Origin of the sequence: Thalassovita taeanensis (genome assembly GCF_900110775.1) — a bacterium.
GTDB classification, from domain to species: domain Bacteria; phylum Pseudomonadota; class Alphaproteobacteria; order Rhodobacterales; family Rhodobacteraceae; genus Litorimicrobium; species Litorimicrobium taeanense.
In genome coordinates this window covers 38815-61515 of the sequence record NZ_FOEP01000007.1, presented here as the reverse complement: position 1 = coordinate 61515, position 22701 = coordinate 38815, and the positions used below count along the sequence as shown (strand labels likewise).

At 61.8% G+C, this 22701-nt stretch carries 25 protein-coding genes, 1 tRNA gene and 1 pseudogene; 10 read left to right on the top strand and 17 right to left on the bottom strand.

The features are described from left to right. Window positions 1-33: 33 nt before the first annotated feature. The 5 genes from ectB to BSF79_RS11155 all read left to right on the top strand — a co-directional run bounded on the left by ectB (window position 34) and on the right by BSF79_RS11155 (window position 6688). Complete coding sequence (gene ectB / locus BSF79_RS11175) at window positions 34-1326, top strand: diaminobutyrate--2-oxoglutarate transaminase (protein WP_090269984.1); 1293 nt, start codon at window positions 34-36, stop codon at window positions 1324-1326. A 5-nt stretch (window positions 1327-1331) separates the two neighbouring features. Then, window positions 1332-1730, top strand: coding sequence for an ectoine synthase (locus BSF79_RS11170; protein ID WP_090269983.1), 399 nt, complete (start codon window positions 1332-1334; stop codon window positions 1728-1730). A gap of 1 nt (window position 1731) precedes the next feature. Continuing rightward, window positions 1732-3156: an aspartate kinase gene (locus BSF79_RS11165; RefSeq protein ID WP_090269982.1), complete on the top strand. Its 1425-nt coding sequence runs from the start codon at window positions 1732-1734 to the stop codon at window positions 3154-3156. 440 nt (window positions 3157-3596) lie between these two features. Then, window positions 3597-4574, top strand: coding sequence for a TAXI family TRAP transporter solute-binding subunit (locus BSF79_RS11160; protein WP_090270093.1), 978 nt, complete (start codon window positions 3597-3599; stop codon window positions 4572-4574). A gap of 74 nt (window positions 4575-4648) precedes the next feature. Beyond that, on the top strand, window positions 4649-6688 hold the full coding sequence (locus BSF79_RS11155) for a TRAP transporter permease (RefSeq protein WP_090269981.1): 2040 nt from the start codon (window positions 4649-4651) through the stop codon (window positions 6686-6688). A gap of 129 nt (window positions 6689-6817) precedes the next feature. Here the strand turns inward: BSF79_RS11155 and BSF79_RS20225 are convergent, their stop codons facing one another. Continuing rightward, complete coding sequence (locus tag BSF79_RS20225) at window positions 6818-6946, bottom strand: hypothetical protein (protein ID WP_281248638.1); 129 nt, start codon at window positions 6944-6946, stop codon at window positions 6818-6820. A gap of 74 nt (window positions 6947-7020) precedes the next feature. On the opposite strand from BSF79_RS20225, the gene BSF79_RS11145 reads away from it, so the two are divergent. From BSF79_RS11145 to BSF79_RS11135, 3 genes are read left to right on the top strand one after another with little or no spacing between them, the layout of a single operon-like run. Next, window positions 7021-8274, top strand: coding sequence for an efflux RND transporter periplasmic adaptor subunit (locus BSF79_RS11145; RefSeq protein WP_090269979.1), 1254 nt, complete (start codon window positions 7021-7023; stop codon window positions 8272-8274). Next, the gene (locus BSF79_RS11140) at window positions 8271-8996 is read left to right on the top strand and encodes an ABC transporter ATP-binding protein (protein WP_090269978.1); all 726 of its coding nucleotides are present in this window, start codon (window positions 8271-8273) and stop codon (window positions 8994-8996) included. The genes BSF79_RS11145 and BSF79_RS11140 overlap by 4 nt, the downstream gene beginning before the upstream one ends. Beyond that, the gene (locus BSF79_RS11135; RefSeq protein WP_090269977.1) at window positions 8986-10197 is read left to right on the top strand and encodes an ABC transporter permease; all 1212 of its coding nucleotides are present in this window, start codon (window positions 8986-8988) and stop codon (window positions 10195-10197) included. Before BSF79_RS11140 ends, BSF79_RS11135 begins: the two co-directional genes overlap by 11 nt. Window positions 10198-10231: 34 nt before the next feature. On the opposite strand, the gene BSF79_RS11130 is transcribed toward BSF79_RS11135, so the two are convergent. The 13 genes from BSF79_RS11130 to BSF79_RS19765 form a co-directional block, all read right to left on the bottom strand. After that, window positions 10232-10414 carry a DNA gyrase inhibitor YacG gene (locus BSF79_RS11130; RefSeq protein ID WP_090269976.1) on the bottom strand — a complete coding sequence of 61 codons (183 nt, stop codon included), beginning with the start codon at window positions 10412-10414 and terminating at the stop codon, window positions 10232-10234. Next, the gene (locus BSF79_RS11125) at window positions 10411-11433 is read right to left on the bottom strand and encodes a ribonuclease E/G (RefSeq protein ID WP_090269975.1); all 1023 of its coding nucleotides are present in this window, start codon (window positions 11431-11433) and stop codon (window positions 10411-10413) included. Before BSF79_RS11125 ends, BSF79_RS11130 begins: the two co-directional genes overlap by 4 nt. After that, window positions 11430-12005 (bottom strand): Maf family protein, encoded by a 576-nt coding sequence (locus tag BSF79_RS11120; RefSeq protein WP_090269974.1) that lies wholly within the window; start codon window positions 12003-12005, stop codon window positions 11430-11432. Before BSF79_RS11120 ends, BSF79_RS11125 begins: the two co-directional genes overlap by 4 nt. Then, window positions 12006-12224 carry a translation initiation factor IF-1 gene (infA, locus tag BSF79_RS11115; protein ID WP_005978431.1) on the bottom strand — a complete coding sequence of 73 codons (219 nt, stop codon included), beginning with the start codon at window positions 12222-12224 and terminating at the stop codon, window positions 12006-12008. It abuts the gene before it with no gap. A gap of 84 nt (window positions 12225-12308) precedes the next feature. Next, entirely contained in the window at window positions 12309-13190 is an 882-nt protein-coding gene (locus BSF79_RS11110; RefSeq protein ID WP_090269973.1) for a carbon-nitrogen hydrolase family protein, read from the bottom strand. A gap of 74 nt (window positions 13191-13264) precedes the next feature. After that, a complete protein-coding gene (locus tag BSF79_RS11105; RefSeq protein ID WP_090269972.1) occupies window positions 13265-13855 on the bottom strand; it encodes a GNAT family N-acetyltransferase in 591 nt (196 codons plus the stop codon). Beyond that, window positions 13852-14247, bottom strand: a complete 396-nt coding sequence (locus BSF79_RS11100; protein WP_090269971.1) for a ketosteroid isomerase-related protein — start codon at window positions 14245-14247, stop codon at window positions 13852-13854. Before BSF79_RS11100 ends, BSF79_RS11105 begins: the two co-directional genes overlap by 4 nt. Further along, window positions 14247-14705, bottom strand: a complete 459-nt coding sequence (locus tag BSF79_RS11095) for an arsenate-mycothiol transferase ArsC (RefSeq protein ID WP_281248637.1) — start codon at window positions 14703-14705, stop codon at window positions 14247-14249. The genes BSF79_RS11100 and BSF79_RS11095 overlap by 1 nt, the downstream gene beginning before the upstream one ends. A gap of 5 nt (window positions 14706-14710) precedes the next feature. Further along, the gene (locus BSF79_RS11090) at window positions 14711-15190 is read right to left on the bottom strand and encodes a UPF0262 family protein (RefSeq protein WP_090269969.1); all 480 of its coding nucleotides are present in this window, start codon (window positions 15188-15190) and stop codon (window positions 14711-14713) included. Window positions 15191-15413: 223 nt separating this feature from the next. Next, window positions 15414-16715, bottom strand: coding sequence for a histidinol dehydrogenase (gene hisD / locus BSF79_RS11085; RefSeq protein ID WP_090270092.1), 1302 nt, complete (start codon window positions 16713-16715; stop codon window positions 15414-15416). A gap of 110 nt (window positions 16716-16825) precedes the next feature. Next, complete coding sequence (locus BSF79_RS11080) at window positions 16826-17296, bottom strand: DUF2948 family protein (RefSeq protein WP_090269968.1); 471 nt, start codon at window positions 17294-17296, stop codon at window positions 16826-16828. Continuing rightward, complete coding sequence (gene murA / locus BSF79_RS11075) at window positions 17293-18564, bottom strand: UDP-N-acetylglucosamine 1-carboxyvinyltransferase (protein WP_090269967.1); 1272 nt, start codon at window positions 18562-18564, stop codon at window positions 17293-17295. Before murA ends, BSF79_RS11080 begins: the two co-directional genes overlap by 4 nt. Beyond that, on the bottom strand, window positions 18564-18725 hold the full coding sequence (locus BSF79_RS19765; RefSeq protein WP_175545313.1) for a hypothetical protein: 162 nt from the start codon (window positions 18723-18725) through the stop codon (window positions 18564-18566). The genes murA and BSF79_RS19765 overlap by 1 nt, the downstream gene beginning before the upstream one ends. Window positions 18726-18841: 116 nt before the next feature. Between BSF79_RS19765 and BSF79_RS11070 the strand changes: the two genes are divergently transcribed. Next, window positions 18842-18916: transfer RNA gene (locus BSF79_RS11070), tRNA-Thr, on the top strand. Window positions 18917-18993: 77 nt separating this feature from the next. Here the strand turns inward: BSF79_RS11070 and BSF79_RS20080 are convergent. The 3 genes and pseudogenes from BSF79_RS20080 to mgtE form a co-directional block, all read right to left on the bottom strand. After that, window positions 18994-19289, bottom strand: a pseudogene (locus BSF79_RS20080) (IS5/IS1182 family transposase); the annotation flags it as partial. Window positions 19290-19314: 25 nt separating this feature from the next. Then, window positions 19315-19872 carry a 5-formyltetrahydrofolate cyclo-ligase gene (locus tag BSF79_RS11065; protein WP_090269966.1) on the bottom strand — a complete coding sequence of 186 codons (558 nt, stop codon included), beginning with the start codon at window positions 19870-19872 and terminating at the stop codon, window positions 19315-19317. Next, a complete protein-coding gene (mgtE, locus tag BSF79_RS11060; protein WP_090269965.1) occupies window positions 19869-21281 on the bottom strand; it encodes a magnesium transporter in 1413 nt (470 codons plus the stop codon). The genes BSF79_RS11065 and mgtE overlap by 4 nt, the downstream gene beginning before the upstream one ends. Window positions 21282-21402: 121 nt before the next feature. Between mgtE and guaD the strand changes: the two genes are divergently transcribed. Then, window positions 21403-22695: a guanine deaminase gene (gene guaD / locus BSF79_RS11055; RefSeq protein WP_175545312.1), complete on the top strand. Its 1293-nt coding sequence runs from the start codon at window positions 21403-21405 to the stop codon at window positions 22693-22695. Window positions 22696-22701: the final 6 nt, after the last annotated feature.

The window sequence follows — 22701 nt, the reverse complement described above, 5'->3', positions numbered from 1 at the left end:
CTTCCTCCTATTTTATTCCTGAAAGGACGTTTCATGCCTAAGGATATGACCGAAACCCGTACGATTTTTGACCGCCGCGAAAGCGCGGCACGCTCCTATTGCCGCGGCATGCCCGCGATGTTCGCATCCGCCAGCGGATCAGAGCTCAAAGACACCGAAGGACGGAGCTGGATTGATTTCCTCGCCGGCTGCTCGTCGCTGAACTATGGCCACAACGACCCTGATATGAAAGCGGCGCTGATCGAACATATCGCGGGCGATGGGATTGCCCACGGGCTGGACCTGCACACCGATACCAAAGGCGCCTTTCTGACGGCGTTCGAGGATCACATCCTTGCCCCGCGCGGCATGGATCACCGGGTGATGTTCACCGGCCCCACCGGGGCCAATGCGGTGGAAGCGGCGATGAAGATCGCCCGCAAGGTCACCGGGCGGACCAACATCATCGCTTTCACCAACGGGTTTCATGGCGTCACGGTTGGGGCCTTGGCCGCGACCGGCAACGGGTATCACCGTGGCGGGGCCGGTATGGCGCTGACAGGTGTGACGCGGATGCCCTATGACGGGTATTTCGGTCAGGATACCGACACCGCCGCGCAGCTTGAACAGATGCTGGCCGACAAATCCGGCGGCGTCGATGCCCCGGCGGCGATCATTCTGGAAACGGTTCAGGGCGAAGGCGGTCTGAACGTCGCCAGCCCAACCTGGGTAAAGCGCATTGCTGCCATTGCGAAAAAGCACGGCGCGCTGCTGATCATCGACGATATTCAGGCCGGTTGCGGCCGCTGCGGTACGTTCTTCTCGTTCGAAGAGATGGGCGTGACCCCCGATATCGTGACGATGGCAAAATCGCTGTCTGGCTTTGGCTTGCCGATGGCGATGCTGCTGGTGCGCCCGCAACATGACGTGTTTGGTCCGGCCGAACATAACGGCACGTTCCGCGGCAATACCCATGCCTTTGTGACCGCGCGGGTCGCGATCGAAAAATTCTGGGCCGATGGCGCGTTCCAGAACGAACTGGCCGACAAGGCGGCGCTGATCCACGACGCGCTGACCGATCTGGCCGCGCTCGTGCCCGTTGGCACGCTCAAGGGGCGCGGTTTGATGCGGGGCGTCGATGTTGGCTCGGGTCAGCTGGCCTCTGCCATCTGTGCGCGTGCGTATGAAAAAGGGTTGGTGATCGAAACCTCAGGCAACGAAGACCAGGTGGTCAAGGTGCTTGCCCCGCTGACCACGCCGGTCGAAACCTTCCGCAAGGGGTTTGACATCCTGTTGGAAGCAGCGCGCGAAATCATCGAACAACCATCTAAAATTGCAGCGGAGTAATAGACATGATCGTCAGAGACTTTAACAAGATCGTCGAAAACGACCGTGACCGCGTCGTATCGGACGCGCAATGGACCTCGGTGCGTATGCTTCTGGCCGATGACGGGATGGGATTTTCGTTCCACATCACCTTCCTTGAGGAAGGGTCTGAGCACACGTTCGAATACAAGAACCACTTCGAGAGCGTGTATTGCATGAAGGGCAAGGGATCGATCACCGATCTGGCGACCGGGGAAACCCACGCGATCACGCCGGGCGTGATGTATGCGCTGAACAAGCATGACCGCCACACCTTGCGCGCCGAGGAAGAGTTGGTCATGGCCTGCGCCTTCAATCCCCCCGTGACGGGCACCGAGGTCCACCGCGAGGATGGGTCCTATGGCCTAGTGACCGAGGACGCCTGAGATGAGCCATACTGTTGAAAAGATCGGCGGGACATCAATGTCCCGCCTAAAAGAGTTGCGCGATACGCTTTTTGTCGGTGACGCCAAAGGTGCCGATCTCTACGGGCGCATTTTCGTGGTGTCCGCCTTTGGCGGAATTACCAACCTGCTGCTGGAGCACAAGAAATCCGGCGAGCCGGGTGTTTACGCCCTCTTTGCCAATGATGACGCCAATCATGGTTGGCACGATCAGCTGGACCGCGTCGCCACGGCGATGAAGGCGGCCCACAATGAAATTCTGGACAATGCGGCAGACGTCCAGCAGGCCGATGCCTTTGTCGAGGAGCGCCTGCATGGGGCCCGCAACTGTCTGGTCGACTTGCAGCGCCTGTGCACCTATGGGCATTTCCGCCTGACCGAACATATGGGCCAGACCCGCGAGCTGCTTTCGGGACTGGGCGAGGCGCATTCCGCGTTTGTCACCACCCTTATGCTCAGCCGCGTTGGCGTGAATGCCCGTTTTGTCGACCTTTCGGGATGGCGGGACGAAGGCAACGTGACGCTGGACGAAAGGATCACCCAGGCCCTGGACGGTGTCGATCCGACCACCGAGATGCCGATCATCACCGGCTATGCCCAATGCGCCGAAGGCCTGATGGGCGAATATGATCGCGGGTATTCCGAGGTGACGTTTTCGCGGCTGGCCGCACTGACCGGCGCGCGCGAGGCGATCATTCACAAGGAATTCCACCTGTCGTCTTGTGACCCGAAACTGGTCGGCGAGACCGCAGTGCGGAAGCTCGGCCGGACGAATTATGACGTCGCTGACCAGCTTTCGAATATGGGGATGGAGGCAATCCACCCAAAGGCCGCCAAGACCTTGCGACAGGCGGATGTGCCGCTGCGGGTCACCAATGCGTTCGATCCCGGCGATCCGGGCACGTTGATTGACGACCAGCCCGCCAAGACCCCCGCCGCCGAGATCGTCACCGGCCTCAATGTCGTGATGCTTGAGGTGTTCGAGCAGGACATGGTCGGGGTCAAAGGCTATGACGCCACGATCCTTGACGTGCTGAAACGCCACAAAGTCAGGATCGTTTCCAAGGTCTCGAACGCCAACACGATCACGCATTACCTTGATACCTCGCTGAAAACGATGCGCCGGGTCGAAAAGGACCTCGCGCGGGCCTATCCTACGGCCGAGATCACCACCCGCACCCTGTCGATGGTGGCCGTGATCGGGCGCGATCTGTCGGGGCTTTCCGTTCTGTCGCGCGGGTTGCTGGCCCTGTCTGGTGCGGGCGTTTACGCGGTCGGGGCAAGCCAAGGGCCACGGAATGTGGACGTGCAGTTCGTCGTTGACCGCGACGCGCTGAAGCCTGCGATCAAGGCTTTGCATTCCGAGCTGATAGAAGCGCGCCCAGCGCATCTGTCGCGCGCCGCATAAGGCGCCCCGGGACGCTTGATTCTGGCGTCGGCTCGGGTCCAGCCCAGCATACCGTCCCCTATTTACATGTGTTCAGGCGGCGCCTTTTTGGGCGCCGCCTGAACTTTTTGGCCGATCCCGCAACGCTGCCATTGATGGCGCGCGTGGCATTTTGCTGCTGGGGAACAAGAAGCGGCTTGCGGCGCCGCCCTGTGCCCCAAGCGCTTTGCACGGCTGGGCGTGGAAAATCGGGGCCGAGTCGCCGTGCCGAGCATGGTCAAAAACGCCATTTCCTCAGAAGTTTAGCCACGTTTGCATTCTTGGTCGGCACCATCTAGCTTCTCGCTCAGAGTAAACACAGAACTCTGAAACCCGGACCAATGCCGATTGTGCTGGTCGGGATAAAAAACAACATGGAGAGACTAATGTCATTTTCGTTTCGAAATCTGAAAGCGGCAGCCATGTCCGCCGTCTTGTTGGCAACTGTCGGTGTGACGGCCACGGCGCAAGAGCTGAAATTCTTTACCATTGGGACGGGCGGCACAGCCTATACCTATTATCCGGTTGGCGGCGTGATCGCCAACGCGATTTCCAAACCGCCCGGATCGCGCGAATGCGGTGAAGGTGGGTCGTGCGGCGTGGAGGGGCTGATTGCATCGGCCGTGTCGTCGCGCGGGTCGGTGGACAACGTGAACGCCATCAATTCCGGTCTGCGGAACTCTGGTTTTGCCCAGTCGGACGTGGCCTATTGGGCCTATACCGGCACCGGCACGATGGAAGGCAAAGAGCCTGCCAAGGATCTGCGCACGATTGCCGCCCTGTTCGAAGAGCACATCCACCTGGTGGCGCTGGCTGACAGTGGCATCAACTCGGTTGCCGATCTGAAGGGCAAGCGCGTGTCGCTGGATGAGCCGGGATCGGGCACCTATGTGGACGCCAAGCTGATCCTCGAAGCATCAGGGCTGTCGGTTGACGATGTGACCGCAGAGGCCCTGAAGGGCGGCGCCGCATCCGAGGCGCTGCGCAACGGCAAGATCGACGCGTTTTTCGTGGTCGCCGGCTTCCCTACGGGGTCGCTGGTCGAGCTGGCGTCGGCGGCACCGATCAAGCTGGTCCCGATCGAGGGTGAAGGTGCGGCCGCTCTGGTCGAAAAATACGGCTTCTTCGCCGCCTCGGATATTCCCGAAGGCGCGTATGAAGGCGTGGCCACGACCCCAACCGTGGCTGTTGGCGCACAGTGGTTCACCTCGGCCAACGAGGACGAAGAGCTGATCTACAACATCACCAAGGCGCTTTGGAACGAACAGTCGCGCAAGCTGCTGGATGTGGGCCATGCCAAGGGCAAAACCATCACGCTCGAAACCGCGCTGAACGGTGTGGGCGTGCCGCTGCATGCCGGTGCCGAGCGGTTCTACAAAGAAGCCGGTCTGCTGAAATAAGCAGGCAACTCAGGACACCCCGGGCGCCAATGCGGGCCCGGGGTATTTGAATTCACGGGGCAGGATTTGGACAAATGGTGTCAGACAAGCAACCAGAGCTAACGCCGGAACTTCTGGCCGAGATTGAGCGCAAGTATGACCCGGAAACTGCCTTCAGGCCGACCGGGAAACAGATCGGGATGGTGATCTCGGCGGTCCTGGTGACGATGTCGGTCTATCATTTCTATGCCTCGGGCTTTGGCCTGATCCGCGAGCTTTTGCACCGCGGTATTCACCTTTCTTTCGTGCTGGGTCTGGTGTTCGTGCTGTTCGGCTGGCGCAAGGAAGACGGCACCGAGCCGCGCGCCGGGGCGCTACGGTTTCAGGGTGTGCCCTGGCTTGATATCGTGTTTTCGATCATGGCCGTTGGGGCGGCGCTTTATCTGCCGCTGCTGCCGCCGGAAATCGTGGCCGAACGCGTCGGCAACCCCTCGCAATCAGATGTATTGATGGGCACGGCGCTTTTGATTCTGACGCTAGAGGCCACGCGCCGTTCGGTGGGGCCGACCCTGCCGATCATCGCACTTTTGTTTATCTGTTTCGCGCTTTTCGGGCCATTGATGCCCGGCGCGTTGAAACATGGGGGGGCGTCCTGGCTGGGCCTGATCAACCACCTCTATATGACCAACCAAGGCATTTACGGCGTCGCGATCGGTGTGATGGCGCAATATGTGTTCCTGTTCATCCTGTTCGGGGTTCTTGCCACGCGGATCGGTTTGGGGCAGCTGTTCATCGACCTCGCCATGGTTATCGCGGGGCGGTATTCCGGGGGGCCTGCAAAGGTCGCGATTTTCTCAAGCGCGTTTATGGGCACGATCTCAGGGTCGTCGATTGCCAACACGGTGACCACCGGCGCGCTGACCATCCCTGCAATGAAGCGCGTGGGATACCCGGCGCATTTCGCGGCGGCGACCGAAGCGACAGCCTCGACCGGGGGGCAGATCACGCCGCCGATCCTGGGGGCCGCTGCGTTTATCATGGTGGAATATCTTGAAATTCCCCTGCGCGATGTGCTTGCCGCCGCACTTTTCCCGGCGTTGCTGCACTATTTCGGGATCTTCATCATGGTCCATCTTGAGGCCAAGAAGCTGGGCCTGCGCGGCCTGCGCGCCGAGGAGCTGCCCAAGGCCGCCGTCGTGCTGAAAGAGCACTGGCTCAGCCTCATCCCCTTGGGCATTCTGGTGTACCTGATCCTGTCGGGGAAGACGCCCGACTATGCGGCGGTTTACGGCATCATCGCCTGCGTTGTGGTGGGGTTCCTGAACCCGGTGAACCGGCTGACCATTCCCGATCTTTGGGACAGTCTGGCCTCGGGGGCCAAAAACACGCTGGCCGTTGGGGCGGCCGCAGCGACGGTGGGCGTTGTTGTGGGCGTCGTTACCCTTACCGGGGTTGGCTTCCGGCTGGGCTATGTGGTGGTGCAGACCGCCACCGATATCGGTGCGTTTGTGGGCAGCATCTGGCCGCTCAGCTATTTCGCGCTTGAGCAATGGGCGCTGTTCTTCTCGCTCGTGTTGATTGCCGTGTCCTGCATCATCATGGGCGCGGGGATCCCCACGACGGCGACCTATATCATCCTTGTTGCGGTGGCCGCGCCCGCGCTTGCGCAGTTGCAAGTACAGCCGTTGGTGTCGCATTTCTTCGTGTTTTATTACGGGGTATTGGCAGACATCACGCCGCCCGTCGCGCTTGCGGCCTATGCGGCGGCAGGCATCGCCGGGTCGAACCCGTTCAAGACAGGCAACACGGCCTTCCGGCTTGGGATCGCCAAGGCGCTGGTGCCGTTCGTGTTCGTATATTCGCCCGCCTTGTTGTTGGTTGCGGATGGCTTCACCTGGGGGGCATTCACGGTCACGCTGGCCGGTGCAATGATGGGAATTGCGTCGCTGGGCGTTGCGTTTTCGGGGTTCCTGTTCGCGCCCCTTCGCAAGTTTGAACGATGGTGGGTGGCGATAGCATCCTTTCTGTTTATCGCACCGGGGCTGATCACGATGGGGATCGGGATGTTGGCGATATTGCCGGTTGTCGTTCTACAGCTTCGGGCAAAGAAACGGGCGCCGCTTGCTGAGGCGTGATCACCCTGTCAGGGGCGGCGTGGCGGGCCGATAGACCAACACGTGCCGCAGATTAAAAAACGCCCCATAGGTTTGTGCCGGTGGGGCGTTTCTTTTTTGTGCAATGATCCCGCCCAGGTGTCAGTAAAATCAGGAATATTCACCGACGTGATGCACAATTTTGCGCACACTGAATTTGAGAATGTCATCAAATACGCCATCTTGACCGACGAAACCGCGAACTTGACCCGTATCAAAGACCGGGTCCAGGGCAGACACGATAACCAAACCTGCGCCCTGACAGGCACTTTCAGAGCGCCAGACATAACGCGCGGACAGCAAGGATACCGACCATGCCAGCACCAAAAACCGACATTAACCAGATTGTCGCCCAAGGCGGCACCGGACGGAATGTCCGCAAGTGGGCGTTGTGGGCGGTTGTTGCTGTGCTGTGCCTTGGGGGTGGTTGGTGGTGGTTCAGCGCGCAAACCGCTGGCGCATTGAACACCTATGAAACCGTGAAGGTTGCACGTCGGCCGATTATCGTGACCGTAACCGCCACCGGGACGGTCGAGCCCACCAACCTTGTCGAGATCTCCAGCGAGCTGAGCGGCACGATCCGCTCTGTCTATGTGGACTACAACAGCTCAGTCACCCAGGGCGAGATACTGGCGGAGCTGGACACGGACAAGCTGAACGCTCAGCTTGAGCACTCGCGCGCCACACTTCTGGCGCGCGAGGCGCGTGTGGCCGAAGCTGCGGCAACCCTGACTGAAAAGCAGGAAGAATATGAGCGCGCGCAAGAGCTTGACCGGCGCGGGGTAAGCACCACGCAAAGCTTCACCGCCGCAAGGGCCGCCTTGGCCCGTGCGCAGTCCGCGCAGGCCAGCGCCGAGGCTGACGTGCGTGTGGCTGCCGCCGACCTGAAGGTTGACGAGGCCAATCTGGGCAAGGCGTGTATCTGTTCGCCGATCAACGGTGTGGTGCTAGAGCGCAATGTCGATGTCGGGCAAATCGTCGCCTCGTCGCTGCAGGCGCCGATCCTGTTTTCCATCGCCGAAGACCTGACCCGGATGGAGCTGCGCGTTGATATCGACGAGGCCGACATTGGCAAGGTCGAGGTGGGCGACAAGGCGGAATTCACGGTCGAGGCCTATCAGGGGCGCACGTTTCCGGCGGTGATTTCCGAACTGCGGTTTTCGCCGCAAACCATTGATGGGGTTGTGACCTATAAGGCGATTCTTGCGATCGACAACGCCGATCTGCTGCTGCGCCCCGGCATGACGGCCACGGCCGATATCACGGTTTCGGAAATTCCTGACGCGCTTACGGTGTCGAATGCCGCGTTGCGATTTGCCCCGCCCGTCGAGGTCGAGCAGGAATCCGGCGGCAGCGGGTTGATCGGCATGCTGTTCACCCGCCCCACCAACACCCCCGCCCCCCGGACGGATACCGACAGTAATTTGCGCACCATCTGGGTGCAGAACGATGACGCGCTTGCCGCAGTCGAAATCAAGACCGGCGAAACAGATGGCATGATCACCGAAATTCTGGACGGGCCGCTGGCGGCCGGTGACAGCGTTGTCGTGGATATGGTGACCCAATGACCCTCGCAGATGAAACGCCGGTGATTGCGCTGACGGGCATCGCGAAAACCTATGGCGAGGGCGAGACCGAAGTGCGGGCGCTTCAGGACGTCAACTTGGCGATCTTGAGCGGCGAGTTCGTGGCCATCATGGGGCCCAGCGGATCGGGGAAATCGACGGCGCTGAATATGATTGGCTGCCTCGATACCCCGACCAGTGGCAGCTATCGCTTTCTTGGCACCGAGGTCGGATCACTGGGGCGAGACCAGCGCGCGCTTCTGCGGCGCAACTATCTTGGCTTTGTGTTTCAAGGCTATAATCTGCTGGCGCGGACGTCGGCGCTCGATAATGTCGAACTGCCGTTGATCTATCAGGGGATGGCCAGAACCGAACGCCGCGCCCTTGCGCTGCGGGCGCTGGCGCGGGTCGGGTTGACCGGGCGCGAACATCACCACCCATCGCAGTTGTCGGGCGGGCAACAACAGCGCGTCGCAATTGCGCGGGCGATCGTCACCCGCCCGGATGTGTTGCTGGCGGACGAGCCAACCGGCAACCTTGATACCGCGCGCGGTCAGGAAATCATGGAGCTGCTGACCGAGCTGAACCGTGACGAGGGCATCACCATTCTGATGGTCACGCACGAGCCTGACATGGCCGCATATGCCAAGCGGTTGGTGCAGTTCATTGACGGTCGCGTTGCATCTGACACGACCAACCCTGCGGAGATCGCAAATGTTTCTTGAAACGCTACACCTTGCCCTTCAGGCCATCCTGCGCAACGCCTTGCGGTCGTTTCTGACCATTCTTGGGGTTGTGATCGGGGTGGCGGCGGTGATTGCCATGGTTACGGTCGGGCAAGGCTCGACCGATCAGGTAGAGGCGGATGTCTCCAAGCTGGGCACCAACCTTCTGATGATCCGCCCCGGTCAGGGTCAGGGCGGCCCCGGTGGCGCCTCAAGCACCGCCGCGAGCCTGACGCTCAAGGATGTGGACGCGATCCAGGATCAGGTAAGCAGCGTCAACGTCGCGACCCCGATGAATTCGCGGATGATGACGGCGATCCTTGGCAATACCAACTACTCCACCAATGTGACCGGCACGGACAACCGATATCTTGAGGCCACCGATTGGGCCATCACCGAGGGGCGGGATTTCTATGACAGCGAGCTGCGTAGCGGAACTGCGGCCTGTATTTTGGGCGAAACCGTGCGAAAAGAGCTGTTCGGCAGCTCTAGCCCATTGGGGGACGTGATCCGCATCAAGCAAATTTCGTGCCGGGTGATCGGCGTGCTGGAAGCCAAGGGCGCGTCAAGTTTCGGCAACGATCAGGACGACCGTATCCTGATACCAATCCGCACATTTCATCGCCGCGTCGCGGGAAATCAGGACGTCTCGATGATCTATGCCGCGATCAGGGAGGGCATTTCGACCGACAAGGCCAAAGTCGATATCGAGTTGCTGATGCGCGAAAGACGGCGGATTGGACCGGGGGAAGACGACGATTTCAACGTGTTCGACATGAAGCAGATCACCTCGATGCTGACCGGAATTTCCAGCGTTCTGACGGGGCTTTTGTCCGCTGTTGCTGCGGTCAGCCTGTTGGTCGGCGGCATCGGGATCATGAACATCATGCTGGTGTCAGTCACCGAACGGACCCGTGAAATCGGCATCCGGTTGGCGATTGGCGCGACCGAGCGTCAGGTTCTGATGCAGTTTCTGGTCGAGGCGATTGTCTTGTCGCTGCTCGGCGGGTTGATCGGCATTCTTCTGGGTCTTGCGCTGGCTGTGGTCGGGTCGAATATGCTTGCGATCCCGTTTGCGCCTGATCCCGTCATCATCCTGCTGGCCTTTGGGTTTTCAGCCGTGGTTGGGGTGATCTTTGGCTATTTTCCCGCAAGGCGCGCGGCGCGGATGAACCCGATTGTCGCCCTGCGCCATCAATAGAGTGGCATCGGAAAAAGCGGCGCGCCCGCCGCGATCAGTGCGGTTTTTCGGGGCGCTGCTCCATCGCTTCGATCACCTGTTCGATGTCGTCCGGGTCGTTGGAAGCCACCGCATACTGCCCGCCAAGCCACCGCCCCATATCGATGTCCGCGCAGCGGCGCGAGCAGAAGGGGCGGTATTTCTGATCGGTTTCGCCGTGGCAGATCGGACAGCTCATGACAGCGCGTCCGACAGGGGCAACCTCTCGCGTTTGCGCTGCAATTCATAGTGCCCCAGAGGGGTCCAGCCCGCCATCACCGTTTCGATCTGGTCGGTGCGAAACGCGGCTTTCAGCGCCATTTCGAAGCTGCGCCTGTCCTTCTTGGGCATCGGCGCCAGATCCATCGTGATCTGTCCGCCAAGGCCCCGCACCCGCAACAACCGCGGCAGGTCACGGGCCGCCGCAATATTGGCCTTTAGCGCGGCAGCAGGCGAGGTATCGCCGCCTGTGTTCACATCCACTGCCACAAGCGCGCGGGTAGGCTCCACGAACATCGAGGCACCGCCAGACAAGCGGACTTGCGGGCCACGCGCGTCCGCGATCAGGTCCAACACGCCATGCGCTGCAAATCCACCGGGCTCGGTCACGATCTGCGCAGGCTCGACCCAGTCGCGCCAGGCCAGACCATGAGGCCCCTCGCCTTCGGTCAGCTTCTCGGGCGCGCCTTCGGCATCAGCCACCACCGCCTGTGCCAGGTCGGCCATCGCGGCGATATCCTCGGCGATCTCGTCAGCGTCCGCCCCTTCGCAGGACGAGCGCAGGATCAGCCCCATTTCAACGCCATCCATCACGTCATGCGCGATTGCCAGCAAAGTATCCCGCAGGCCTTCGTCGCGGATTTTGCGGCTGATGTTCAGGCCGGGCGCATCCGGGGTGACGATGGCGAAACGGCTTTTGAACAGCAGCTTTTGCGTGACAGGCAGTGCCTTGCCCGCTTCGGCATATCCGGTGACCTGCACCAGCATCGTATCGCCGGGCGCGATCCCCTTGACCTGCCGCAAAAAGGCCTGCCCATCGGGGGTGCGCAGGAACAAACCGCCCTGCCCCTTCATCGGGCGCTCGGCCACGGCGCGATAAATCGCCCCGACGCGCGGCGCATCCGAATCAACCAGCAGATCATGCAGCTGTCCATCGACGATCAGCGCCGCCGCTTCTTTGCCAGCCAGTTCGTCCAAAATAATCTGTCGGCCTATCATGCGTGCCCCCAAACCGGATACCCTGCGGCCCGCAGCAACCCTGCGGCCTCTGCCAAGGGAAGACCGACGACTGCGGTAAACGACCCCGAAATCCATGGAATCAGCGCGCCCGCAGGCCCCTGAATCCCGTAACCGCCCGCCTTGCCCTGCCAGTCATTGGTGGCCAGATAGGCGTTCAATTCTTCATCCGACAAGCGCTTCATCTGCACTGTGGTCACGACATCGCGTTCCCACACCTGCGCGCCCCGGCGCACCGCCACGGCGGTAATCACCTTGTGGCGCCGCCCCGACATGGCCAGCAAAAACTCCGCCGCCTGTCCGACATTTTCCGGCTTGCCCATGATCCGACGCCCCAGCGCCACGGTGGTGTCTGCGCACAGCACGACATCATCGCTATCCGCCTGAACTGCCAGCACTTTTTCGCGTGCAATTCGGGCACAATACGGGCGCGGCAGTTCGGCTTTCATCGGGGTTTCGTCGATATCAGGGGGGCGGATATCATCCGCCACAACCCCGATTTGCGCCAGCAATTCCTTGCGGCGGGGGCTGCCCGATCCCAAGATCAGACGCACTTACTTAAAGCGATAGTTGATCCGACCCTTGGTCAGATCATAGGGGGTCATTTCGACTTGTACCTTGTCGCCAGCCAGAACACGGATGCGGTTCTTGCGCATCTTTCCTGCCGTATGTGCGATGATCTCATGGCCATTTTCAAGCTCGACCCGAAACGTCGCATTGGGCAGGAGTTCCTTCACGACACCGGGAAATTCGAGCGTATCTTCCTTGGCCATGGTCTCTCCTTTATCAATTATCCCGTCCAATTTGAGGGACGACGGTTAAATGGGCGCATTCGAGCGGATTTTCAAGAGGAATCTCTAGCGCAGTTGCGTCTGTGACAGCGGCCCGGTCCTTGGGTCCTGCTCTTCCCAATGACGCATGTTCAGCACATGACCGTCAGCGCGCACCGCGCGGATCTGATCAAGATCGACCCGCGCATAGGTCCAGCCCGGCTGCCGCAACACCCCTTCGGCCACCACCCCGGTGGGCGGGAACCCAGCATCGGGCGGGCCAAAGATGCCGCCCATGCCGGTGTTCTCCTCAACTGCAAAAATCTCGGGCCGGTCGCCGACCAACGAAGCCATGACGCTGACACATTGCCCCTCCAGCGCGCGGGCCATCGCGCCGATGCGCACCCGCCAATATCCCTCAAGTGCCTCTGTGCAGGACGGGATCAGCAAGACCTCTACGCCCGCGTCGATCAGCGCCCGCGCTAACAAGGGAAATTCGCTGTCATAACAGATCAGCACGCCGATCTTTCCAAGCGCCGTATCAAACACCTGCAACGGCCCGCCCCCCGACACGCCCCAATCATCACGCTCGAACCGCGTCATGATCTGCTTGTCCTGCGCGCCGATCCCGCCCTTTGGCCCGAAAAACGGCGCGCGGTTGACCACCAGATCCCCGTCGACCACCGGGGCCGAACCGCCAAGGATATACACACCAAACTCGGCCGCCAGTCCCGCAAGCACCGCGTTCGAGGCGGCAACCCTATCCGACACCGCTGCGATCGACCCCTTTAGGTCCGCCGCCACCGCAGCCCCGGCCAAAGACGCCAGCTCCATCGCGCCGTATTCAGGAAACACCAGCAACTCGGCGCCTTCGCCAGCCGCCTCAGCCACCCAGGACCGCATCTTGGCCTCATACCCGGCCCAGTCTTCAAAAACATCTAACGGATACGCCGCTGCTGCTACTTTCATCGTGCTCCCTTTCTCAGGAATTCACATTTTTCAAATATCCCCGCCGGAGGCCTCTTCCCCCGCCACATCACGCCTCACTCCGAAAGTGTGCGAATCCAGAATTGCAGGGATTTGGCACTAGGTGCCTTTTCGCCAATATCCGTCCAGTGGAACCGCGCCACCACGCCCGCCAGCGGGCGATACCCACGGCTGCGCCAAAACTCATCCAAGGACCGAAACTCATCCGGCCGGGCTGGGTGATCGGCCCGGCGCATCACACCGCAAAAGGCTACTTTCTTGCGCCCCAGCTTGCGGGCATGCGCCTCGCGCAGATCAAAGAACCGATGCCCGATGCCCTGCCCGCGATACTCGGGCAACAGCACCGACTCGGCGCAATAGAAAATCTCGCTCAACTGCGCGCCAGTGCCGTCGAATGCCGCGGCGAAATCGCTGGCGTGATCCTCCATCGGGGTGCCGGTCGCGGCACCGATCAGGCGATCACCGTCAAAGGCTCCCACCACCACGGCCTCGGCACTGTCGCGATAGCTTTGCATATAGACCTTTTCATAGGCCAGATCGCCATCATAAAGGTAGGGCCAGTCGCGGAACACGCCGATCCTCAGCTGTGCGACATCGTCCAGAACCGCCTCAAGCGCGTCACCGGTCAGTGCCGCGACCCGGATCATGCAGAAACCTGCGCAATCCAGTCCGCCAGATTGTAATAGGTGACCACCCGCGTAATCTTGCCGTCTTTCAGGGAAAAGAACGATCCCGCAGGCAGGCAATACCCCTGCCCCTTCGCCTCTGGCAGGCCCGGATCGGTCGCCAGATAGGTGCCGTTCACGGTGAATTCCGCAGCGGCACGGGTGCCGTTCACCGCGTCAAAAACCACAAGGTCCGTCAGGTTCTCACGGTAACATCGGCTCATGTGGGCGCAGAACTCGGTGAACGCCGGTTTGCCGACCCGCACTTTGCCCTCATTCACGTGATGCGCCACATCGTCGGACAGACAGGCCAGCATCGCCTCCACGTCCCCGGCATTGAATGCCTTGAAATAGGCCTGAACCGTCGCGTTCATCAGCTTCCCCTTGGTTGGCCCCAACGGGCAATCAACTGCTCAACAATCTGGTCCCGGCTCTGGCGATAGGCATCAAGCTTCGCCTCGCGCGTTTCACCCTGCCCGGTCGGGTCCGAGATCGGCCAGTATTCGACCTCCAGATGGAACACGCGGGTCAGTTCCAACGCCTGATGCCGACTTGCGGGCGACAGCGCCACGATCAGATCGAATGACGACAGGTCGTCGCCGCAATCCTTCAGCTGCTCGAAACTGCGCGCCCGGTGGCGCGACAGCTCCACCCCCAGTTCCTGACAGACGGAAATCGCAAAGCCGTCAATTTCCATCTCGCCCTTGACGCCCACCGATTGCACATATGTGCCGGTGCCATAGAATTTCTTCATGATCCCTTCGGCCATGGGCGAGCGCACCGCATTGTGGTCGCAGCAGAACAAGATCGACTGGGGCAGTGGTTTTGCCACGCGCATCAGCCCCCGAAATGCAGCACGCAGATCAGCGTGAAAAGCCGCCGGGCCGTGTCGGTATCGATATCGGCCTTGCCCTCCAGCCGCTCTTGCAGAATGCGCGCACCTTCGTTGTGGATACCGCGCCGGGCCATATCGATGGTTTCAATCTGGCTGGGCGGCATGTTCTTGACCGCATCGAAATAGCTTTCACAGATCGCCCAGTAATCCTTGACCACCTGCCGGAACGGGCTGAGGCTCAGATGAAATTCTGCCGCCTTCTCTTCAAGTTCGGTCAGAATATCAAAGACCAGCCGCTTGTCCCGGATCGAAAGGCCAACACGGTATGGACCTTCAGGCACTGCACGGTCGTCACGCTTGGGCAGGTCGAACGAGTTGTCCTCCAGCAGATCAAACATCGCGACTTTGCGCTCCTGCTCGATCTCGGGCGTGGGCGGCGGCAGATTGCTGTCATCCAGTTCGATATGGCTGATACGGGACATCTCAGTTCACCCCTTCCTTCAACTGGTCGACCGCCCAGTTCTTGCAACTCTGGCCGTCACTTGCCAGCTTCATACGATCCGACCATTCGCAGGCCGCCGGTCAGCACAGCGCCTGACAGGTTGTCGAACCTTTCTGCACGATGAAATCCGATCCATCAAGCGCAGCGCGGACCCCGACCACGTATTTGGACGTTTGCAAAACAAATTGCGGCTTCATTCGGCGTCACTCGTTCAGACGGCTCAGGCGTGCGCGCACCGACAAACCATGCGCCTCAAGACTTTCCGAGATCGCCAACGTTTCCGCCGCAGGTCCGATGCTGCGCAGCGCCGCAGGTGTCATCTTTGCCAATGTCGTGCGTTTCACGAAATCCATCACGCTCAGGCCGGACGAAAAGCGGGCCGAGCGCGCGGTCGGAAGAACGTGATTTGGCCCGCCCACATAGTCGCCAATCGCCTCGGGCGTCCAAGCGCCCAGAAAGATCGCCCCAGCGTGGGTGATCTTCTCGGCCAAGGCATCGGGGTCAGCCACGCACAGCTCCAAATGCTCAGGGGCCACCCGGTTCGACAAGGCAACTGCGCGGTCCATATCCTCGACCACAATCACCGCGCCATAGTCACGCCAGCTTGGCCCGGCAATCGCGCGCCGCTCCAGCGTTTCCAGATATTTTTCAACCGACGCCACCACGGCTTTGGCCATCGCAGGGCTGTCGGTAATCAGAATGCTCTGCGCGCTCTCATCGTGCTCGGCCTGGCTCAGCAGGTCCAGCGCGATCCAGTCAGGGTCATTGTCACCATCCGCAATCACCAGAATTTCGGACGGTCCGGCAATCATGTCGATGCCCACCTTGCCAAACACCCGCCGCTTGGCAGCCGCAACAAAGGCATTGCCCGGCCCGGTGATCTTGTCCACCGGTGCAATTGTCTCGGTGCCATAGGCCAGCGCCGCAACTGCCTGCGCCCCGCCAATGCGATAGATCTCGCTCACACCGGCGATCCGCGCCGCCAGCAATACCAACGGGTTGGCTACCCCGTCTGGTGTCGGCACAACCATCGCCAACCGCTCAACCCCCGCCACCTTGGCCGGGATCGCATTCATCAGAACAGAGGACGGATAAGACGCCAGCCCCCCCGGCACATACAGCCCCGCCGCCGACACCGGCGTCCAGCGCCAGCCAAGCGTCGCACCGCTCTCGTCGGTCCACTGCGCATCTTCGGGCATCTGCCGCGCGTGGTATGCGCGAATGCGCTCCGCAGCCAGCTCGAGCGCCGCACGTTCATGCGCAGGCACCGCCGCCACCAAGGCCTCGATCTCTTCCTCGGAAAACCGCAGCGTTTCAGGCGTCAGCACCAGCCGGTCAAACTTCTGCGTCAGATCAACCAGCGCGGCATCCCCGCGCGCGCGCACATCCGCAATAATCCCCGCCACGACGTTATCGACATCAGGGCTGTCTTCGCGCTTGGCCCCCAACAGGGCCGCAAACGCGGTTTCGAAATCGGCATCGGCGGTATTGAGAAAAACAGGCATGGTCCCTCCGGGTCTCGGATCGACATACCCGCCCGCGCGCCCGGCCTCAAGCATTTGCGCACGTCGGGTTTCTTTCTGACGTCAATACTCCCGCCGGAGGCCTCCGATCGTCAGGCCGGGTGCCCCGGCTCGCGCTTGGACCGCGCGCGATAGGGCCGCGTCACATCCTTCAGCGTCACTTCCAACGCCTCAACCGTCAGCCGGATCGCACCATCACCGGCCAAGACCAGCTCCAGCACACCTTCGGCATCGTCGCCCGGCATCCAGGTCAGCGCCAGCAGTGACAGGATCATATCCTTGTCATCGCGGCTGATCCCCTGCGAGGACACCCTCAGCACGTTATCCACCGCCAGCACCGATTGCACCCGTTCGGCGCCATGCCGCTCGCGGCCCTTGTCCTCCCACCGGAACCGGTTCAGCAGCAGCGCGAAACGTCGCTCGCTGGCGCGCCAGGTCATCTCCGTCACCGGAAACACCGCGTCCTGCACCAGCGCCGAGATCACGCTCAAATCCTCTGCGTCCATCGCGCCCAGATTCAGCGGCGCCTCGCGCCCGTCTTCAAACCGTGCATCTTCGGTCATGTTCCACTCACCCGCTCGATTTTTGCGCCGACATTGCCCAGCTTTTCCTCGACCCGCTCGTACCCGCGATCAAGGTGATACACCCGGTTCACGATCGTCTCGCCCTCAGCGGCAAGCCCCGCCAGGATCAGCGAAACACTCGCCCGCAGGTCCGTCGCCATCACCGGCGCCCCCTTCAGCCGCTTGACGCCCGTGACCGTGGCATGGCCGCCATGGACATCAATCTTCGCGCCCATCCGCATCAGTTCGGGCGCATGCATGAACCGGTTTTCAAAGATCTTTTCTTCCAGCACGCTCGTCCCCTCGGCGGTGCACAGCAGCGCCATCATCTGCGCTTGCAGATCGGTCGGGAAACCGGGGAACGGTTCCGTCACCACATCCACCGCACGCACCCGGTCGCCCCGGCGCTTCACCATCAAACCGCGCGCGGTTTCCGTCACATCCACGCCCGCCGCATCCAGCTTTTCGCAAAACGCGCCAACAAGATCGATCCGGCCGCCCAGAAGCTCAACCTCGCCGCCGCAGATCGCGGGCGCCAGCATATAGGTGCCCAGCTCGATCCGGTCGGTCACCACCGGATGGGTCGCACCACTCAGCCGATCCACCCCTTGAATGGTGATCGTGCTGGTGCCATCGCCGTCAATCTGCGCGCCCATCTTGCGCAGGCAGTCCGCCAGATCAACGATCTCTGGCTCGCGGGCGGCGTTCTTGATCACCGTGGTGCCCTTGGCCAGCGTCGCCGCCATCAGCGCGTTTTCCGTGGCCCCGACCGAGGCGATCGGGAAATCGATCATCCCGCCGCGCAGCCCGCCCAGCGGCGCCTTGGCATGAACATACCCCTCGCGCAGGTCCAGCTCGGCCCCCATCGCTTCAAGCGCCATCAGGTGCAGGTCCACCGGCCGCGCGCCAATTGCGCACCCACCAGGCAGCGAGACGACAGCATGGCCATCACGCGCCAGCATCGGCCCCAGCACCAGGATCGAGGCACGCATCTTGCGCACGATGTCATAGTCGGCAGTGTGGTTGTTGATATCATGGCTCGACATGGCCAGCACCTGCCCGCCCTGCATCTGCGTCACTTCCGCGCCCAGCGATTGCAGCAGCGCCGTCATCGTCTTGATGTCGCTCAGCCGTGGGGCGTTGGTCAGCGTCAGCGGTTCTTCGCTCAGCAAGGTTGCCGGCATCAGGGTCAGGCACGCATTCTTGGCTCCGGCAATCGGGATCTGCCCGTTCAGGGGGCCATTGCCCGTTACGATAATCGAATCCATCAGTCCTGCCCTTTATCCTTTTCGCCCCGGCCATCGGCCTGCGTCCTCGCGCGCATCTGCGCCTTGCGCTTGGCCATATTGGCCTTCAGCGCTGCTTTCAACCGCTGCTCGCGGGTTTCGCCCTTTGCCGGGACCAGTTTGTCGGGTGTTTTCTGCTTCATATCCCAGTCTTACAGCAGAGGAAAAAAACCGTCCAGATTACCCTTGCACCCTTTGGGAATTGCGGCTAATCACCCCTCCACGGTCGAACGGCCATCAAGCCTGATCGACGAAGGATGCTGTGGTAGCTCAGTGGTAGAGCACACCCTTGGTAAGGGTGAGGTCGAGAGTTCAATCCTCTCTCACAGCACCATCCACCCCGCTTTTCTCGCTAAACTTCGCTGAAGTCAGTGGCATGTCCACGGCTTTGTCCGAATTCAGACCTCAGCCTCAGAATATCACCGTTGCGGCGGGAGCGACGGGGTGCAGGACCACGTGGGGCAACAGCCATTGCGATTGGCCAGGTGCCGCCAATTCTTCAGCCGTCCGAACATGATCTTGATCCTGTTGCGCACGCATAGCGGCACTTGTCGCATCAGACGGGCTTTCCCCGTGACTTTCGGCCAGGCATGCGGGCCTTATTCCCTTTGCAATCAATGCGTCCCGGCGCCAATCCGCGTCATATCCCTGTCAGCCAACAGCCATCCCGCTTCGGGTCGGCTGCGCGGCAAGGCCTCAGCCCCCGACGGGCCGCCATGAGGGAACCGGCGGTCAGACGTCCAGAACCCCTTGTTCGGTGATGATGATATCCAGCGGCTGATCGGTCGGCTCCAGCGGCAACGCGTCGGCCTCTTGCGCGGCATAGGCGAAGCCCACAGCCAGCACCGGACCCTGCGCCCGCAGCTGCTCCAACGTGCGGTCATAGAACCCGCCGCCATAGCCCAGCCGCCCGCCATGCCGGTCAAACGCCACCAACGGCACAATCACGATTTCGGGGCGGATGAAATCATCCACAGCCGGGATCATCGCGCCAAACGGGCCCGGTTTCAACGCGCACCCCGGTTCCCAGCGCGAAAACCGCAACGGCAGATCCGGGCCCTGAATCACCGGCACACAGACTGGCCCGTGTGCTGCGGCCTCTTCCATCGCGGGCAGTGGGCTGATCTCGGTGCGGATCGGCATATAGCCCGCCAAAGGCGCACCGCGATAGCCCGCGAGAAAACTCGAAAGCACGCCAGCCCGACCGCCGCGCGCACCTTCGTGGGCCAACTTGCGCCGCGCGAAAGCCGCCTTGCGCGCCTCTGCCTTGATCGCCGCCAGATCGCTCACATCAGCACCGAGGCCGCCAGACCAAGGAAGGCAAAGAACCCGACGACATCCGTTACCGTCGTCACAAACGGCCCCGAGGCCAGCGCCGGGTCGATATTGAAGCGGTCCAACGTCATCGGGATCACGATCCCGCCCAGCGCCGCCGCGACCTGCGTCGCCAGCATCGCCACGCCGATCACCACCGCCAGCATCGGCACGCCGAACCACAGCCCGGTCACCGCCGCCATCGTCAGCCCGAACAGCACCCCGTTCAGCGCCCCCACCGACACCTCACGTATCACCACCCGCATCGCGTTCTGCGCGGTCAGGTCGCGCGTCGCCAGGGCGCGCACCGTCACCGTCATCGTCTGCGTCCCCGCATTGCCCCCCATCGAGGCGACAATCGGCATCAGCACCGCCAGCGCCACCATCTGGTTGATCGTCTCGGCAAACGCCTCGATCACCAACGAGGCCAAAATCGCCGTCAGCAGGTTGACAAACAGCCACAAGGCCCGGCCCTTTGCCGCCTCGATGATCGTGTCCGACAGGCTGGCATCGTCACCAACACCCGCCATCCGCAGGATATCTTCCTCGTGCTCGTCGTCCAGAACCGCCATGGCGTCGTCAATCGTGATCACCCCGACCAACCGGTCATCGGCATCCACAACCGGCGCGGAAATCAGGTGATACTGGTTGAACGCATAGGCCACGTCGCCCTCGTACTGCGTCACCGGAATGACCTGAAACACTTCCTCCATGATCTCTCTCAGCCCGACGTCGCGACGCGAGCGCATGATCTTGCCCAGCGTCACGTTCCCCACCGGGTGCATCCGCGGATCGACCAGAACCACATGATAGAACTGATCCGGCAGATCTTCGTGACTGCGCAGGAAATCAATCGCCTCGCCCACGGTCCAATGCTCGGGGGCGGCCACCACCTCGCGCTGCATCAATCGCCCGGCAGAGTATTCAGGATAGCTCATTGCCTGCTCGACCGCGACCCGGTCCGCATCCTCTAGCGCATCCAGAATCGCCTCTTGCTGCGGCTCGTCCAGATCCTCCAGCAGATCGACCACGTCGTCCGAGTCCATCTCGCGCACAGCATCCGCCAGAACATCCGGCCGCAGCACCGAGATCACCTCTTCGCGGATCCGCTCGTCCAGTTCCGACAGAATCTCACCGTCGAACTCGCGGTCATACAGCTGCACCAGCCGCCGCCGGTCATAGGCGTTCATCTGTTCCAGAAGGTCGGCGATGTCGGCCGCGTGCAGCGGCTCCATCAGCTCGGTCAGCTTGGCCGCGTCGTTGATGTCCACCGCATAAAGGATCGCGGCAATCGCCCGCCGCTCCAGCAGATAACTGCCCTCTTCCTGCGCTTCGGACGCCTCGTCTGTCAGGTCCTCGATGCGCTCATCTTTGTCGTCACTCATGCCTGACCCCTTTGCGTCCTTTTGCCCCTGTCATACCGGACCTGAGCGGGATGAAACAATGGCAAGCGGCGATTTACCTTGCAAACACGGCGCAATAGACTGCCCCGGAAAGGACCCTGCCATGACAATCGACACGCTTCTTCTGGGCCAGACGCTCAGCTATGCCACTGACCCGTTCTCCGACGGGCCAGATGCGGCCCGGCACGCCACGCACGGCGGTGTTTTGCTGCACGAGGGGCGAATCGCTGCCGTGGGTCAGGCCGACACCCTGCGCGCCGCCCACCCGCAGGCCCGCGTGGTCGATTATGGGGATGGGCTGATCATGGCGGGCTTTGTCGATGCCCATGTCCACTATCCACAGACCGCGATCATCGCCAGCTGGGGCAAGCGCCTGATCGACTGGCTCAACACCTATACCTTCCCCGAAGAAACCCGCTTTCACGATCCCGCCTATGCCACCGAGGTCGCCGGGCGCTATCTTGACCTGACGCTGGCCCATGGTACCACCACCGTGGTCAGCTACTGCACCATCCACCCCACCAGCGTCGATGCCTTCTTTTCCGCCGCTCAGGCGCGCGGTCAGCGCGTCGTCGCGGGCAAGACCTGCATGGACCGCAACGCCCCCGACACCCTGCGCGATACCGCCCAAAGCGCCTATGACGACAGCAAGGCGCTGCTGGAAAAATGGCACGGGCGCGACCGGCTCAGCTATGCCATCACCCCGCGGTTTTCCCCCACCTCCACGCCCGAACAGCTCTCGGCCCTCGGTGCGCTCTGGGCGGAACACCCCGATTGCCTGATGCAAACCCACCTCAGCGAGCAGCTGGATGAAATCGCATGGGTCAAATCCCTGTTCCCCGAGGCCCGCGATTACCTCGACACCTACGAATCGCACGGGCTGCTTGGGGCCAATGGCCTTTACGGTCATGCCATCCACCTGGACCCGCGCGAACGTGACCGCCTGCGCGACGTCGGCGCCGCGCTGATCCACTGCCCGACCTCGAACACCTTCATCGGCTCGGGGCTGTTTGATATGGCTGGCATGATCGCCGCCGGGCAGCGGGTCGGGCTGGCCACCGATACCGGGGGCGGCTCGTCGTTCTCGATGCTGCGCACCATGGCCGCCGCTTACGAGATCGGACAGCTACGCCACGCGCCGCTGCATGCCGCGCAACTTCTGTGGCTGGCCACCGTTGGCTCGGCCCGCGCGCTGCGGATGCAGGACCAGATCGGCAACCTCGCGCCGGGGATGGAGGCCGACCTGATCGTGCTCGACCTCGCCTCGACCCCCGCCATCGCCCAGCGCACCGCCCGCGCGACGGATATATGGGAGGCGATCTTCCCCACCATCATGATGGGCGACGACCGCGCCATCGCCGCCACATGGGTCAACGGCACGGCAATCCCGCGCTAGAAAATG